The organism is Streptomyces sp. Tu6071, assembly GCF_000213055.1.
In the GTDB taxonomy this organism is placed as follows: Bacteria; Actinomycetota; Actinomycetes; order Streptomycetales; family Streptomycetaceae; genus Streptomyces; species Streptomyces evansiae.
In genome coordinates this window covers 1246555-1262692 of record NZ_CM001165.1, presented here as the reverse complement: position 1 = coordinate 1262692, position 16138 = coordinate 1246555, and the positions used below count along the sequence as shown (strand labels likewise).

Annotated in this window: 10 protein-coding genes and 2 pseudogenes; 10 read left to right on the top strand and 2 right to left on the bottom strand. The window is 74.2% G+C overall.

Features of this window, described 5'->3' with window-relative positions:
* The first annotated feature begins 319 nt into the window (after positions 1-319).
* From STTU_RS05230 to STTU_RS05200, 7 genes and pseudogenes are all read left to right on the top strand, one after another.
* Positions 320-1324, top strand: a complete 1005-nt coding sequence (locus STTU_RS05230; RefSeq protein WP_043254218.1) for a sugar ABC transporter substrate-binding protein — start codon at positions 320-322, stop codon at positions 1322-1324.
* Positions 1321-2355 (top strand): ABC transporter permease, encoded by a 1035-nt coding sequence (locus STTU_RS05225; protein WP_009069573.1) that lies wholly within the window; start codon positions 1321-1323, stop codon positions 2353-2355. Before STTU_RS05230 ends, STTU_RS05225 begins: the two co-directional genes overlap by 4 nt.
* Positions 2352-3203 (top strand): ATP-binding cassette domain-containing protein, encoded by an 852-nt coding sequence (locus STTU_RS05220; RefSeq protein ID WP_043254217.1) that lies wholly within the window; start codon positions 2352-2354, stop codon positions 3201-3203. The genes STTU_RS05225 and STTU_RS05220 overlap by 4 nt, the downstream gene beginning before the upstream one ends.
* Before the next feature lie 207 nt (positions 3204-3410).
* Positions 3411-4544: an ROK family glucokinase gene (locus STTU_RS05215; protein WP_007820489.1), complete on the top strand. Its 1134-nt coding sequence runs from the start codon at positions 3411-3413 to the stop codon at positions 4542-4544.
* A gap of 71 nt (positions 4545-4615) precedes the next feature.
* Complete coding sequence (locus tag STTU_RS05210; protein ID WP_007820488.1) at positions 4616-5122, top strand: hypothetical protein; 507 nt, start codon at positions 4616-4618, stop codon at positions 5120-5122.
* A gap of 288 nt (positions 5123-5410) precedes the next feature.
* Positions 5411-8229: pseudogene (locus STTU_RS05205) on the top strand (DEAD/DEAH box helicase).
* The gene (locus tag STTU_RS05200) at positions 8226-10445 is read left to right on the top strand and encodes a hypothetical protein (RefSeq protein WP_052862327.1); all 2220 of its coding nucleotides are present in this window, start codon (positions 8226-8228) and stop codon (positions 10443-10445) included. The pseudogene STTU_RS05205 and the gene STTU_RS05200 overlap by 4 nt, the downstream one beginning before the upstream one ends.
* Positions 10446-10611: 166 nt before the next feature.
* Here the strand turns inward: STTU_RS05200 and STTU_RS05195 are convergent, their stop codons facing one another.
* Positions 10612-11355 (bottom strand): SDR family oxidoreductase, encoded by a 744-nt coding sequence (locus STTU_RS05195; protein ID WP_007820485.1) that lies wholly within the window; start codon positions 11353-11355, stop codon positions 10612-10614.
* 98 nt (positions 11356-11453) lie between these two features.
* Here STTU_RS05195 and STTU_RS05190 point away from each other — a divergent pair.
* Positions 11454-12452 (top strand): annotated as a pseudogene (locus STTU_RS05190) (LysR family transcriptional regulator).
* Here STTU_RS05190 and STTU_RS05185 read toward each other — a convergent pair.
* On the bottom strand, positions 12437-13333 hold the full coding sequence (locus STTU_RS05185) for an SDR family oxidoreductase (protein ID WP_007820483.1): 897 nt from the start codon (positions 13331-13333) through the stop codon (positions 12437-12439). The pseudogene STTU_RS05190 and the gene STTU_RS05185 overlap by 16 nt on opposite strands.
* Positions 13334-13603: 270 nt before the next feature.
* Here STTU_RS05185 and STTU_RS05180 point away from each other — a divergent pair, with 270 nt between their 5' ends.
* The gene (locus tag STTU_RS05180; RefSeq protein ID WP_007820482.1) at positions 13604-13957 is read left to right on the top strand and encodes a beta/gamma crystallin domain-containing protein; all 354 of its coding nucleotides are present in this window, start codon (positions 13604-13606) and stop codon (positions 13955-13957) included.
* A gap of 143 nt (positions 13958-14100) precedes the next feature.
* Positions 14101-16005: an ABC transporter ATP-binding protein gene (locus tag STTU_RS05175; RefSeq protein ID WP_007820481.1), complete on the top strand. Its 1905-nt coding sequence runs from the start codon at positions 14101-14103 to the stop codon at positions 16003-16005.
* Positions 16006-16138 lie beyond the last annotated feature (133 nt).

Sequence of the window (16138 nt, the reverse complement as noted above, 5' to 3'; positions counted from 1 at the left end):
ACGCCCCGGGGCCGTACCGCCTTTGCCCCACGGCGAAGTTGACCACCCGCGCCCGCCACACCCCGCGGGAGGCCCGTGCGGGCCATTGACGCGGGCGGCCACTCTCCGTTACAACTCTGCGAGCCGTCAGCGTTCCCCACCCGCCGCCGTGCGGCCGGGGACCGGTGCACGATACTTGGTCGGTCGGGGCGGCCGGCGGCGCCCGCAACGGGCGGCCCTCCCCGGCCCCCGGCCGGGGACCCCGGTCCCCGTGGACCGTGCGCCCACCGGGCGCGGCGGATTCGACGCACGAACGGCAAGACGAGAAGGGCTGGTCCTGGTGGCACGCTTTCGTACCTGGGTGAGTGTCGCGGTGGCCGCGGCGCTCGGCCTCTCCCTCGCGGGGTGCAGCAGCACCGGCGGCAAGCGCGCCGAGGACGCCCGCAAGGCCGCGGCGGCCGGTGGCAAGGCCGCCGTGAACACCCCGCGCTGGACGGTCGCCATGATCACCCACTCCGGCGACGGCGACTCCTTCTGGGACATCGTGCAGAACGGCGCCAAGCAGGCCGCCGTCAAGGACAACATCAAGTTCCTCTACTCGCACAGCGACCAGGGGCAGGTCCAGGCGCAGTACGTCGACGCCGCGATCGACAAGAAGGTCGACGGCATCGTCGTCACGCTCGCCAAGCCCGGCGCGATGAAGTCCGCGCTCGCCCGCGCCAAGAAGGCCGGCATCCCCGTCGTCACCGTGAACTCGGGCGCCGACGACTCCAAGAAGTTCGGCGCGCTCGCCCACATCGGGCAGGACGAGAGCGTCGCCGGTGAGGCCGTCGGCGACGAACTCAACAAGCGCGGCAAGAAGAAGGCGCTGTGCGTCCTGCACGAGCAGGGCAACGTCGGCCACGAGGACCGCTGCGCCGGAGCGAAGAAGACCTTCGACGGCACGATGGAGAACATCTACGTCACCGGCACCAACATGCCCGACGTGCAGTCCGCCCTCCAGGCCAAGCTCCAGACGGACAAGAAGATCGACACCGTCGTCACCCTCGGCGCGCCCTTCGCCGACGCCGCCGTCAAGGCGAAGGACGAGGCGGGCAGCAAGGCCGAGGTCGACACCTTCGACCTCAACTCCGAGGTCGTCGACGGGCTCAAGGCCAAGACCCTCGGCTTCGCCGTCGACCAGCAGCCCTACCTCCAGGGCTACGAGGCCGTCGACCTGCTGTGGCTCTACCGCTACAACGCCGACATGCTCGGCGGCGGGCAGCCCGTCCTCACGGGCCCGCAGATCGTCACGCGCGACGACGCCGACGCCCTCGCCGAGTACACGAAGCGGGAGACCCGATGAGCGCCCTGGCGGGCGGTGACGAACGGCTCCTGCGCACCCCCGGCTGGCGCAGGCTCCTGCGCCGCCCGGAACTCGGCTCGATCGTCGGCGCGATCGCCGTCTTCGTCTTCTTCGCCCTCGTCGCCGACAGCTTCCTGAAGCCCGCGAGCCTCGCCACGATGCTCTACGCGGCCTCCACCATCGGCATCATGGCGGTCCCCGTCGCGCTCCTCATGATCGGCGGCGACTTCGACCTCTCCGCCGGTGTCATGGTGACGACCTCCGCGCTCGTCTCCACGATGTTCAGCTTCCAGCTCACCGCGAACACGTGGGTCGGCGTCGGCGTCTCGCTCGTCGTCACCCTCGCGATCGGCTTCTTCAACGGCTACCTGCGCCAGCGCACGAAACTGCCGAGCTTCATCATCACGCTCGGCACCTTCCTCATGCTCACGGGCCTCAACCTGGGCCTCACGAAGGCCATCAGCGGCGGCGTCTCGACCAAGAGCATCTCCGACATGGAGGGCTTCTCCTCCGCGCACGCCCTCTTCGCCTCCACGCTCACCCTCGGCGGCGTCGACTTCAAGGTCACCATCCTGTGGTGGTTCGGGCTCGTCGCGCTCGGCACGTGGATTCTGCTGCGCACCCGCGCGGGCAACTGGATCTTCGCCGTCGGCGGCGACGACAACGCCGCCCGCGCGGTCGGCGTCCCCGTGACCAGGACCCGCATCGGGCTCTACCTCGGCGTCTCCTTCGCCGCCTGGATCTCGGGGCAGCACCTGCTCTTCTCCTTCGACCAGGTGCAGTCCGGCGAAGGCGTCGGCAACGAGTTCATCTACATCGTCGCGGCCGTCATCGGCGGCTGCCTCATCACCGGCGGCTACGGCTCGGCGATCGGCTCCGCCGTCGGCGCGCTCATCTTCGGCATGACGAGCAAGGGCATCGTCTACGCCGAGTGGAACGCCGACTGGTTCAAGTTCTTCCTCGGAGCGATGCTCCTCCTCGCCACGCTCCTCAACGCGTGGGTGCGCAAGCGAGCGGAGGCCACCTCATGACCACCCCCACAGCCGCCGATCCCGGCGAGCGCGTCCCGCTCGTCGAGCTGGACGACGTCAGCAAGTACTACGGGAACGTCCGCGCCCTCGAAGGCGTCTCGCTCAGCGTCCACCCCGGCGAGATCACCTGCGTGCTCGGCGACAACGGCGCGGGCAAGTCCACCCTTATCAAGATCATCGCCGGGCTCCACCAGCACGACGCCGGAGCCTTCCGCCTCTCCGGCGAGGAAACGAGGCTGTCCTCGCCCCGCGAGGCGCTCGACCTCGGCATCGCGACCGTCTACCAGGACCTCTCCGTCGTCCCGCTCATGCCTGTGTGGCGGAACTTCTTCCTCGGCTCCGAGCCCGTCAAGGGCACGTGGCCCCTCACGCGCATGGACGTGAACCTCATGCGCGAGACGACCCGCTCCGAGCTGGCCCGCATGGGCATCGACCTGCGCGACGTCGACCAGCCGATCGGCACGCTCTCCGGCGGCGAGCGGCAGTGCGTCGCCATCGCCCGCGCCGTCTACCTCGGCGCGAAGGTCCTCGTCCTCGACGAGCCGACGGCCGCGCTCGGCGTCAAGCAGTCCGGCGTCGTCCTCAAGTACGTGGCCGCCGCGCGCGACGCCGGGCTCGGCGTGGTCCTCATCACGCACAACCCGCACCACGCCTACCTCGTCGGCGACCACTTCGTGCTCCTCAAGCGCGGCACGATGGCCGGCAGCCACCCCAAGACCGGCATCAGCCTCGACGAACTGACCCGGCAGATGGCGGGCGGCTCGGAGCTGGAGGAACTCAGCCACGAACTCCGGCGCGCCCCGGTTCCGGACCACCTGGGCGGGCACCCGGTCGAGGACGCGGACTGAGCGTTCCCGCCCCTCCGCTCCGGGCACGCGTCCCACCGCGCCGGGGACCCCGGGCCGAAGGCCCGGGGAGGGCGGGCACAGCGGGGGCCCGGTCCCGGCCGTACCCACGCCGGGACCCCACCCGGCCCCCCGGAATGGCACAATCGGCCCCGGTGGGTACCCGCCCGCCCCGGCCGAGTGCCGCGCCCCCGACCGAGCAGGGACCCGATGAGCACGTACCGCGGCGCCGCCCGCGCCACCGTCCTGCGTACGCGCACCGTGGGCACCCGCGAACGGCGCTCCCACCTCAGCGCCCCGCGTGTCCCCACGGTCGGCATCGACATCGGCGGCACCAAGGTCATGGCCGGAGTCGTGGACGCGGACGGCCACATCCTGGAGACGCTCCGCACCGAGACGCCCGACAAGTCGAAGAGCCCGAAGGTCGTCGAGGACACGATCGTCGAGCTGGTCCTCGACCTCTCCGACCGGCACGACGTGCACGCGGTCGGCATCGGCGCGGCGGGCTGGGTCGACGCGGAGCGCAACCGGGTCCTGTTCGCCCCGCACCTCGCCTGGCGCAACGAGCCGCTGCGCGACCGCCTCTCGGGCCGCCTCGCGGTCCCCGTCATGGTCGACAACGACGCGAACGCCGCCGCGTGGGCGGAGTGGCGCTTCGGCGCGGGGCGCGGCGAGGACCACCTCGTGATGATCACGCTCGGCACCGGCATCGGCGGCGCCATCCTGGAGGACGGCAGGGTCAAGCGCGGCCAGTTCGGGGTCGCGGGCGAGTTCGGGCACATGCAGGTCGTGCCCGGCGGCCACCGCTGCCCCTGCGGGAACAGGGGCTGCTGGGAGCAGTACAGCTCGGGCAACGCGCTCGTGCGCGAGGCCCGCGAGCTGGCCGCCGCCGACTCGCCCGTCGCGCACGGCATCATCGACCGCGTCGGCGGCAACATCAACGACATCACCGGGCCGCTCATCACCGAGCTGGCCCGCTCGGGCGACGCGATGTGCGTCGAACTGCTCCAGGACATCGGGCAGTGGCTCGGCGTCGGCATCGCGAACCTCGCCGCCGCGCTCGACCCGTCCTGCTTCGTCATCGGCGGCGGCGTCAGCGCGGCGGACGACCTCCTCATCGACCCGGCCACGGACGCCTTCCGCCGTCACCTCACCGGGCGCGGCTACCGCCCCCAGGCCAGGATCGCCAAGGCGCAGCTCGGGCCCGAGGCCGGGATGGTCGGGGCGGCCGACCTCGCCCGGCTCGTCGCCCGCCGCTTCCGCCGCGCCAACCGCCGCCGCGTCGAGCGGTACGAGCGGTACGCACAGGCATCCGGCGTCCCCAACGGGGAGGACCGCGCGTGAGCCTCGGCCGGCAGAGCCTTCCCCAGCAGCCGGGACCGTTGCGGGCGACGCGCGCGGAGCCCCGCGGCCACATGATCCGCCGCCGCTCCCTGACGCTCCTCATCATCGTGCTGCTCATCGGCGTGCCCGCCGGATACCTCCTCGTCTCCGCCTCGCAGAGCCGCGACTCCGGGCGCGACAAGGAGAACAAGTACTCGGCGACGGGCCTGAGCGCGGGCTGGCCCTCGAAGGTGCAACGGCGCATCTACGAGGTCGACATCCCGCCCAAGTCGTCGTTCGTCGCGTACTACGAGACGAACAACTGGAAGGCCAGCCGCCTCTACACCCAGTTCCGCACGACCCACAAGGGACTGACGAAGTTCCTCCACACCCTCGGCAAGACCCGCGCCGACCTCGACGACGGCGTCACGATCAAGAAGCGCGACCGCGACATCACCCGCTGGAGCTTCGACCCGGCGGTGCACTGGACGGGCCTGCGCCACAAGCAGGACGACCCGCGCCCGAGCCAGGACATCACGGTCGACCGCACGGACCCCCAGCACCCGATCGTCTACGTCGTCTCCGCGACAACGCCCTGACCAGCGCCGATCCGCCGCACGGCCCGGATTGTCAGCCCCGCCCCGTAGAGTCGGACACGGCCTCGCCGACGGGGCCGCACACGGCCGCGCCACCGGGGTGAGGGCCGCGGGACGAGCGCGGGAAGGAGTGGTCCGCATGCGCGGCAGTGGTACGCACCGGTGCCCCGCCCACCGCGACGCCACCCTCCGGCCCCCTCGGTCCTCGCCGGTCCGCCACGCCGGGGCGGGCGCCGCCTCCCGGCCTCCCGCCGCGGTCCGGGGAATCCGTACGGCCGCGAGGCGCCCGCGATGACCACGCACACCCCGCCCCGCCTCCACCACCTCGCCCCGGTCTTCCTGCCCGCCGAGCTGCCCCGCGCGGGCGCCTTCGCCTGGTGGGACCCGGCCGGGGAGCCGATCCCCGGCGCGGGGGACACCCTCACCGTCGTCCGACCGCGCGCCGACGGACGCCCCCGCCGCGTCGAAGTCCCCGCCCTGCGCCTCCCGCTCGCCGAAGCGCTCCCCGTGCTCCTCGCCGCCCCCGAGCCGGGCGCGCACCCGGCCGCCGCGTGCTGGGCGGGCGCGGTGCGGCTCGCGCTGCGGCTCGTGGCGCGCGGCAGGCTGCGCCCCGCGCTCGCCCCCGGCAACCTCGACACCTGGCGCGCGGGACCGCTCGACGCCGCCAGACCGCGCAGGCCCGCGCGCTCGCCGCCGCGCTCCCCGTCGAGGGCTGCGCGGTGCCCCTGCCGGGGACGGGCCCGCTGCGCCTGCCCGAACCGGCGGCCCTGGTGCGGGCGCTGCTCGACGCGGTCGCCGACACCCTGCCCCGCACGCCCGCGGCCCCGTACGCGCACGGCGTCCCGTTCGCCGCGACGAAGGCGACTGCACTCCCCGGGGCCAGGGACTGGGCCGCCGAGGCGGCGGTCGCGCCCGGCGCGGGCGTGCGCGTCTCACTGCGCCTCGACCTCTCCGCGCGCACCGTCTTCGACGCGGGCCCCGGCGGGGCGCACAGCCTCGGCTCGACCGTCCTCGTCCAGGTCCACAGCCTCGCCGATCCGACCCTCGTGACCGACGCGAGCACCCTGTGGCAGGGCGAGGCCGACCCCGCCTTCGGGCCCGCCGCACAGGTCGAGGCCGCGCTCGCCCTGCGCCGCGCCGCCCACGTGTGGCCCCCGCTCGGACGCCTCGCCGAGCTGGACGTGCCCGGCGTCCTCGCCCTCGACGAGAGCGAGACGGAGGACCTCCTCGGCCGCGCCGCGACACGGCTCGACGCGGCGGGCGTCGCCGTGCACTGGCCGCGCGAGCTGACCCGCGACCTCACCGCGACGGCCGTCGTGCACTCCGCGCCCGGCTCGGCGGCGAACGGCACCGGCCTCCTCGACAGCTCGGGGCTGCTCCGCTTCGAGTGGCGGCTCGCGCTCGGCGACGAGGAACTGACCGACGCCGAGATGGACCGCATCGCGGAATCGCACCGCGCCGTCGTGCGCCTGCGCGACCAGTGGGTCCGCATCGACCCCGAGCTGGCCCGCCGCGCCCGCAAGCGCCAGCTCGGCCTCCTCGACCCGCTCGACGCGCTCTCCCTCGCGCTCACCGGCACCGCCGAGATCGACGGCGAGACCGTCGCGGCCGTCCCCACGGGCGCCCTCGCGGCCCTCCGCGACCGGCTCCTCGCGGGCGTCCCTGCCGCCCCCGAGCCGCCCGGACTGCGCGCGACGCTCCGCGACTACCAGAAGCAGGGCCTCGGCTGGCTCGACCTCATGACCTCGCTCGGTCTCGGCGGCGTCCTCGCCGACGACATGGGCCTCGGCAAGACCGTCACCGTCATCGCCCTCCACCTCACCCGCGCCCAAGAGACCCCCAAGGCGGCGACGCTCGTCGTGTGCCCCGCCTCCCTCCTCGGCAACTGGGAGCGCGAGATCCACCGCTTCGCCCCCGGCACCCCCGTGCGCCGCTTCCACGGCGCGGGCCGCGACCCCGTGCCCCCGTCCGGCGGCTTCCTCCTCACGACGTACGGGACGCTCCGCTCCTCCGCGCCCCGGCTCGCCGAGCAGGACTTCGGCCTCGTCATCGCCGACGAGGCCCAGCAGGTCAAGAACCCGCACTCGGCGACCGCGCGCGCCCTGCGCACCGTCCCCGCCCGCGCCCGCGTCGCCGTCACGGGCACCCCCGTCGAGAACAACCTCTCCGAGCTGTGGGCCCTCCTCGACTGGACCACGCCCGGCCTCCTCGGCCCCCTCACCGCCTTCCGCGCCCGGCACGCCCGCGCCGTCGAGAACGGCGAGCACCTGGAGAACCCGGAGGCCGCCGAGCGCCTCGCCCGCCTTCTCAAGCCGTTCCTCCTGCGCCGCCGCAAGACGGACCCGGGCATCCTCCCCGAGCTGCCCCCGAAGACCGTCACGGACCACCCCGTCGCTCTCGGCGCCGAGCAGGCCGGGCTCTACGAGGCCGTCGTCCGCGAGTCCCTCGCCGCGATCGAGTCCGCCGAGGGCATGAGCAGGCGCGGCCTCGTCCTGCGCCTCATCACCTCGCTCAAGCAGATCTGCAACCACCCCGCGCAGTACCTCAAGGAACACCCCGACACGGCCCGCCTGCCCGGCCGCTCGGGGAAGCTCGACGCGCTCGACGAACTCCTCGGCACGATCCTCGCCGAGGACGGCTCCGTCCTCGTCTTCACGCAGTACGTGCGCATGGCGCGGCTCCTCGCCGCGCACCTCGCCGCGCAGGCCGTCCCCGCCGGGCTCCTCCACGGCGGCACGCCCGTCGACGCGCGCGACCAGCTCGTGGACCGCTTCCAGAGCGGCGCCCTGCCCGTCCTCGTCCTCTCCCTCAAGGCAGCGGGCACGGGCCTCAACCTCACCCGCGCCGGGCACGTCGTGCACTACGACCGCTGGTGGAACCCGGCCGTCGAGGACCAGGCCACGGACCGCGCCCACCGCATCGGCCAGACCCGGCACGTCCAGGTCCACCGGCTCCTCGCCGAGGGCACCGTCGAGGACCGCATCGCCGACCTCGTCGCCGGTAAGCAGGCCCTCGCCGACGCCGTCCTCGGCACCGGCGGCGAACCCGCCTTCACCGAACTCACCGACCGCGACCTCGCCTCGCTCGTCTCCCTGCGGAGGGACGCGTGAACGGGGAGCGGGAGGACGAGGAGTACGGGGCCGCCGCGACGGGGGCGGACGCCGATGCCTCCGCCGCCGACGGGCCGGCGGTGGAGGACGCCGCTGTCGGCCGGACGGAGGAGGACGCCGCCTCCGCTGCCGAGTCCTCCGCCGCCGCGCTTGCTCGTGCCGCCCTCCGGCAGGCGCCGCGTCCGGCCCCGCTGGGCCCGGCGGCACGGGCCCGCGCCCGGCGCGCGGCGAGCGCGGCGGCGGCGCGGCGCAGAGAGGCCGCGGAAGCGGGCGACACCCCGGCCGACCGCGTGCGCGCGGGGCTGCGGCGCGTGGGAGAGCCGGGCGGCTACGGGGACGAGGCGGCCCCGGAGGCCCCAGCGGCCTCCGCCGACCGCCCCCGCCCGGCCGACGCGGCCCGCGCCGCCCTGCGCGACAGCAGGCGCGGGGCGGCCGTACGGGGCGACGGAACGGCGGCGGCCCGCACCGAGGGGCCGGCCACCGAGGGCGAGAGGCGTGCGTTCGCGGGCGAGAGGCCCGCGTCCGAGGCCGAGACGCCTGCGTCCCAGGGCAAGACGTCCGCGTCCGACGACGAGTCGCCCGCGTCCGAGGGCGGCCTGCCCACGTCCCGGGGCGAGAAGGGTCTGTCCAGCGGCGAGGCGCCCGCACCCGACGACGCGGTCCCCGCCGACCGGGCCGCCACCGACGAGCCCGCGCCCGCCGTCGTACCGGGACCTCCGCGCCCCCGTCCCGAGCCCGCCGCGGCCACGCGCCCCGCCGACCTCGCCCGCGCCGCCCTCCGCCACGCCCGCGCCCGGCAGCCCGCACCGGAGCCCCCCGAGCCCGCGCCCGCCCCTCGCACCCCGCACGGCCCCGGGCCCGCCCCGGTACCGGCCAGGGATCCCGACTCGGCGCCGGTCGAGGCGGCGGCCCGGCCGCCGCGCCCCGCCGCGCCGACCGCCGCCCCCGCGGGGGCGCGCCGCACGTACCGTCCGGACACCGCGACCGGTGCCGGTGCGCCCGGGACGCCCTGGTCGGAGGGCTGGGAGCGGGCCGTGGCCGCGCTCGCCGCCGAGCCGGGACGGCTCGCGCGGGCGCGGGAGTACCTGCGCGAGGGCAGGGTCGGAACCGTCACGCTCACCCCCGGTACTGCCCTCGCCTACGTGCGGGGCGGCAGGGCCCGCCCGTACCGCGTGAGCCTGCGCACGCACCACGTGCCCGAGCCCGCCTGGGAACGCCTCACCGACGCCTGCGCCGCGCGCGCCGACCGGCTCGCGGTACTCCTGGACGGGGGCCTGCCCGGCGCGCTCGCGGCGGCGGAGGGTGAGGGGCTGCTCCCCGGGCCGGGCGAGCCCGTGCTCGACTGTGCCTGCCCCGACCCCGTACGCCCGTGCAAGCACGGACTCGCGCTCGCGTTGCGTCTCACCGGGCTGCTCGCCGAGGAGCCGCAGGCGCTGCTCCTGCTGCGCGGGCGCGACCCCGGGACCTTCACCGCCGAGCTGAGCCGTAGGCACGCGCGTCTCGCGGCCCGGGGCGACGCGGGCGCGACCGCGCTTCCCGGCGTGAAGGCGGCGGAGTGGTTCGGGCGCGAGCCCGGACCGCTCCCGCCGCCTCTGCCCGTACCGGAGGCGACGGAGCCGCCCCCGGCGTACCCGGCGGGGACGTCCGTGCCCGATCCGCTCACCCTGGACCGCCTCGCGAGCGACGCGGGCGCCCGCGCCCTCGCGCTCCTGCGCACCGGCGCCGACCCGCTCGCGGGCCACGGGGTGTGGGAGGACGCGGTACGCCTCGCCGCCGAGCACCCGGGGACGGGCCTCACCGGCACCGGTCGCGCCCTCTACACGCGGCTCGCGCGCGCCGCCGGGGCCGAGCCGGGCGCGCTCCACCGGGCCGTCGCGGCCTGGCGCGGCGCGGGGGCGGCGGGGCTGCGCGCGCTGGAGGACCCGGCGTGGAACCCCCCGGCGGGCCCCTTCGACCGCGCCCGCTCCCTCCTCCTCGCGGCGGGACACCCCCCGTACCGCCCGCACGACAACCGGCTCACGAGCCCGGACGGCACCCGTCAGCTCCGTATGGACCGCGAGGGCACGTGGTACGCGTACGAGTCCGAGCCGGGCGCGGAGGACTGGTGGCCGCGCGGCACGGCGGCGAAGGACCCGGCGGCGGCGCTGGAGAGCGCGGAGCCCGAGCGGGACGAGGAGGAGGACGAGGCCGACTGGTGGGCGGAGCCGTACGTCTGACGGACACGGACCCGTCCCTCCGGGACCCGTCCCTCCGGGACCCGTCCACCCGGTGCCCGGAAGGCTCGGTGAGGATGTCGCGGCCCGGTCGGCCGGGTCGGCCGGGTCCGCCGGGTCGGCCGGGTCCAAGGGGTCCAAGGGGTCCAACGGGATCTACGGGACGCCCCTAGAGCTGCGACGCACCTCCGTCGACGGGGAACTCCGCTCCCGTCGAGAAGGTCGCGCCGAACGCCAAGTACGCCACCGCCGCGGCCACTTCCTCGCTCGTCCCCAGCCGCCGCATCGGGATGGTGCTCCGGTAGTCGTCCTTCATCGTCTCCGCGACGTCGGCGGGTACGGAGCGGTCCAGGACGCCCGTGTCGGTCGGGCCGGGGCTCACGGCATTGACCCGCACCTTGCGGGGCAGCAGCTCGCGGGCCAGGGTGCGTGTCATCGACCGCAGGGCGGCCTTGCTCGCCGAGTAGGCACTGAGCGCGTCCAGGCCCAGGACGTTCACCACCGACGTGGTGAGGACCACGCCGCTTCCCTCGCGCAACAGCGGTGCCAGCGCCTGCACCGTGAAGTACGGGCCCTTGGTGTTGGTGTCGAACAGCGCGTCGTACATCTCCTCCGTCGTCGCGCCGAACGGCGCGGACGCGGTGATGCCGGCGTTGACGAAGAGCGCGTCCACCGCGCCGAACCGCCCCCGCACCGTGTCGGCCAGAGCCCTGATGTCCTTCAGGGACGCGGCGTCGCTGCGGACGCCGATCGCACGGTGCCCCAACTGCTCCAGCGCGGTGTCCAGGGTGGACCGGGTGCGGCCGGTGATCAGTACGTGTGCCCCGCCGTCCGCGAACAGGCGGGCGGCAGCCAGGCCGATACCGCTGCTTCCGCCAGTGATCACGATCTTCTTGCCGTCGTAAGTGCTCATGCCTCCAGCCAACCGGCCACCGGCAGACCGTGTCCAAGACCTCTTCCGTATGCCGCCATGCGCCAAAGGCATGACGGTGTGCGACGTACGCTTTCCGGATGGACCTCGATCTGCGGCTCGTGCGGTATTTCACGGTCGTGGCGGAGTACGGCAATTTCGGCCGGGCCGCCACCGCGCTGCACCTGGCGCAGCCGTCGCTGAGCCGCCAGATCCAGCGACTGGAGGCTCAGGTCGGTGTCCGGCTTCTCGACCGTTCGCCGCAGGGCAGCAGCCTCACCGGCGCGGGGCGGGCGTTCCTCCCCCGGGCCCGGACCCTGCTCGGCGAGGCCGAGCACGCCGCTCGTGCGGCCAGAGCCGCCGCGCGGCCCCGTACCGTCACCGTCGGCCACGCCGAAGGGCTGGTCGTCACCGCCTGCACGCAGGAACTGCGCCGCAGGCACCCCGAGGGCCAGGTCCGCACCCGGCACCTCGACTGGCGGGACACGCGCGCTCTCTCCGAGGGCCGGGTGGACGCCCTCTTCGCCTACCGGCCCTTGGCGTTTCCCGTGGACGGCTTCCGGGTGACCACGCTCCACGAGGAGCCGAGGGTGCTCGTCGCGTCGACGAGTCACCCTCTGGCGAACGAGGAATCGGTCAGCATGCGGGCTCTGTCGGACGAGTAGCTGGTCTCGTGTGCCAGTACCCCGGTCGTCTGGAGCGCGCCCAAGCCGGTCGGCGATCGCCCGGCGCCGCCTCCGCCGACGAGCGACGACAGCTACGAGGACAAGCTCGAACTCGTCGCCACCGGCCACTGCGTCGCCCTCTTTCCCGCCGGTGACCGGCGCCCCGCCGTGCGCCGGGACCTCGCCCTGGTGCCCGTCGTCGACGCCGATCCCTGCGAGATCGTGCTCGTCACGCGCGCCGACGACCCGAATCCGCTGCTCGGGACCCTGGAAGACGTCGCACGTACCTTGTTCGGCCCGGTCTCCGGGCGGGACAGGGCGCTGCCGGTCGGCCGGCGCGCCGCGGCGGTGTCCGTCGACGTCCCCGCCGCCCCGGCCGTGGCGGGCCCCACGGGCCCCGCCGTCGGCCGCCGCTCCTCTCACGCCTCCGTATAAGACCCCGCCGCGATGTCCTCCAGCAGCGTCGGGCCGCTCGGGGCCCAGGTCAGCAGGTCGCGGGTCGCGGTGCTGTCGGCCGTCAGGGTCCGGGCGAAGAAGTGGCTGACGAAACCGAAGTGCTTCTCCGCGTCCTCGGGGTCGACGGAGACGACCGGGAGGCCGAGCGCGGCGCCGATGGCCTCGGCGATCGCCCTGGTGGGGACGGCCTGTTCGGCGACCGCGTGCAGCCGGGTGCCGGCCGGGGCGGACTCCAGGCCGAGGCGGATGAGGCGGGCCGCGTCGCTCACGTGCACCGCCGACCACGCCTGCGTGCCGTCCCCGATGTAGCCCGAGACGCCGTTCTCGCGCGCCGCCGCCGTCAGGAAGTTGACGAAGCCCCAGTCCCCGCGCCCGTGCACGCTCGGCGCGAAGCGCACGGCGAGGGAGCGGACGCCGCGCGACTCGGCGTCGAGGGCGAGGTTCTCGGAACCGCCGCGGTCCGCGTCGGGGCCCACGGCGGGCGAGGCGTCGGATTCGAGCGCCGGGCGGCCCTCGACGATGCCCGAGAGACCGTTCGCGATCACGAAGGGCTTCGTCGAGCCCGCGAGCGCGTCGAGCATCGCCTCGACCGCGAGCCGTTCGGCGCGGTCGGTGCCCTCCGGGTCGGCCCAGTCGTGCTTGTTGGCGAGGTGGACGACGGCGTCGGCCCCGGCGGCGCCGCGCCGCAGCGAGCCGAGGTCGTCGAGGTCGCCGCGCAGCGCCTCGGCGCCCTTCGCGGCGAGCGAGGCCGCCGAACTGTCCGAGCGGGCGAGGCCGACGACCTCGTACGCATGCCGCAGCAGCTCGTCCACGGTCGCCGAACCGATCCAGCCGGTCGCACCTGTCACGAAAACGCGCATGACGCGTTGCTCCTCTCCGCCCTTCCGGGCGACGGTCCGCCCCTCTCGGGCGGAGCGCGGGCATCCACGCCCGCATTTACGAGTCACTGTGTATTGAAAAGGTAGCACGGGTGGTCCGTGCGTGCGGCGCGACCGCTCCGCGCGGTGCGGGGACCGGCTTGATGATCTTGTGGGGGACTTCCCGAACCCGTGTCTCGCCGTGTCCGCGTCAGGCGCCGCCTCGTTCCCCCGGGTGCTGTATCCAGCTACTTTCCGAAGTCGGGTGACCACGTGAACCAGAAGACGAAGAAGGCCGTGCGCTCCACGGTCGTGGCCTTCGCCGCCGCGACCGCGCTCGCGGCGACGCTGCCCACGGGCAACGCCTACGCCATCGACCACATCCCCTGCCGCGCCGGGGAGAACTACCTCAAGATCTGGTCGCACCTCAACGGCAAGGACAGCGTCGACTGCTACGCCAACAAGGGGAAGATCTCCTTCGGCAACTGGTGGGTCGACCGCATCTCCACCGGCAACAACGACCTCATCTACAGCGACGCCAACGGCGACTCCGTACGGGTGAACCGCTGGACCGACATCACCTACCCGAACCGCCCCCCGAAGGTCTCGTACATCGAGATCCTCTGACCGTGCGCAAGGGCGGGGGTCGCCGCGCCGGTGGCCCCCGCCCGCTCGCCCCGGTGTCTGGTTCTCGCCGGTCCGCGTTAAATGCCTGGACTGCGCACCTTGCGCGACGCGAGACTTCCGCTTTCCGAACGACGGGGAGTGAGATGGGAACAACGGACACCCAGGAGACGAAGCCGCCGGGCAGGAGCGCCGTCCTGCTGGCGCTGCGCCACTACGGCCTGGAACTGCGACGGCAGCGCTCCCTCGCGCTGCCCGCGCTCCTGCTGCCTGCTCTCGGCAACATCGGCATCCGCTATCTCGGCCCGCTGCTGATCGCGAAGCTCGCCGGACAGGTCGCCGAGGAGCACCGCCTCACGCTCGGCGGGGCGGCGCCCTACGTCATCGGCTTCGGCCTGACGCTGCTCGTCGCCGAGGTGCTGTGGCGCATCGGGATCCACTGCCTCAACCGGGTCGAGGCGCGCGGCATGGAACGCCTCTACGTGCAGGGGATGGACGAACTCCTCGCCAAGGACCCGGCGTTCTTCCACGACAACTTCGCGGGCTCCCTGACCAAGCGCGTCCTCAGCTACGGCAAGCGCTTCGAGGACGTCGTCGACACGATGATGTGGAACGTCCTCGGCAACCTCGTGCCGCTGCTCTTCGGCGCGGTGGTGCTGTGGCTCTACGAGCCGCTGCTCGTCGTCGGCCTCGTGCTGATGATCACGCTCACGGCCGCGGCGGCGACCCCGCTGATCCGGCGCAGGCAACGCATCGTCAACGACCGCGAGGCGGCCATCGCCCGCGTCTCCGGGCACGTCGCCGACAGCCTCACCAACATGGAGACCATCCGCGCCTTCGCCGCCGAGGACAAGGAGGCCGGGGAGCACCGCGAACGGGTCGCCGAGTCCCGCCGCCTGACGCTGCGTTCGTGGGACTACGGCAATCTGCGCGTCGACACGCTCATCGCGCCCATGTCCGTGCTGACGAACGTGCTCGGCCTGGTCGTGGCCATCGCCTTCTCCGGCGGGGACGCGGGGGTCGAGGAGATCATCGTGGCCTTCACGTACTTCTCCAACGCCAGCGCGATCATGTTCGACTTCAACCAGATCTACCGGCGGCTCGAGAGCTCGGTGACCGAGGCCGCCCAGTTCACCGAACTGCTCCTGGAACCGGCCACGGTCCTCGACCCACCGGAGCCCGAACCGCTCGCCCCGAAGGACGCCTCCGTCCGCTTCGACGCGGTGGACTTCGCGCACTCCGGCACGAAGCCGCTCTTCCGGGGTCTCGACCTGGACGTGCCCGCCGGGGCGCGGATCGGGCTCGTCGGCAGATCGGGTGGCGGCAAGACGACGCTGACCCGGCTCCTGCTGCGGATGTCCGACGTCGACGGCGGGCGCATCCTGATCGGCGGTCAGGACATCAGCCGGCTCCGCCAGCGGGACCTGCGCTCGCTCCTCGCCTACGTACCGCAGGAGCCCGCGATGTTCCACCGCAGCCTGCGCGACAACATCGCCTTCGCCCGGCCGGGCGCCACCGACGCGGAGGTCCGCGCGGCGGCCGAGGCCGCGCACGTCACCGAGTTCGCCGACCAGCTCTCCGAAGGCTTCGAGACGCTGGTGGGGGAGCGGGGGGTCAAGCTCTCGGGCGGCCAGCGCCAGCGCGTCGCGCTCGCACGGGCCATCCTGCGCGACGCCCCCGTCCTCCTGCTCGACGAGGCGACGAGCGCGCTGGACTCGGAGAGCGAGATCCTCGTCCAGGACGCCCTGTGGCGGCTCATGGAAGGGCGTACGGCCCTCGTCGTCGCCCACCGGCTGAGCACCGTGGCCGACATGGACCGCCTCGTCGTCCTCGACCGGGGCAGGGTCGTCGAGCAGGGCAGCCACGAGGAACTCCTCGCCACGGAGGGCACGTACGCGAGGCTGTGGCAGCACCAGTCGGGCGGCTTCCTCGCCGAAGGCGAGGAGCCCGAGGGCCGGGAGGCGCGGGGCGCGGGGGCCGACAGCGGCTTCCCGGCCGCCGTGCCCCCGGGCGGACTGCCCGGACCGGCCGATCCGGCGCGGGCCCTCTGACGGCGGTGCGCCGGACGGCCGACGGCGGGTGTCCGGCTCGTACGGGGGTGCCCCCTGTGCGAGCCGGGCCGTCTGACGGGGCGGGCCCGCGTCATTCCCGTACGGGTCCGGATTCGTGGCGAGAACCGCCGTT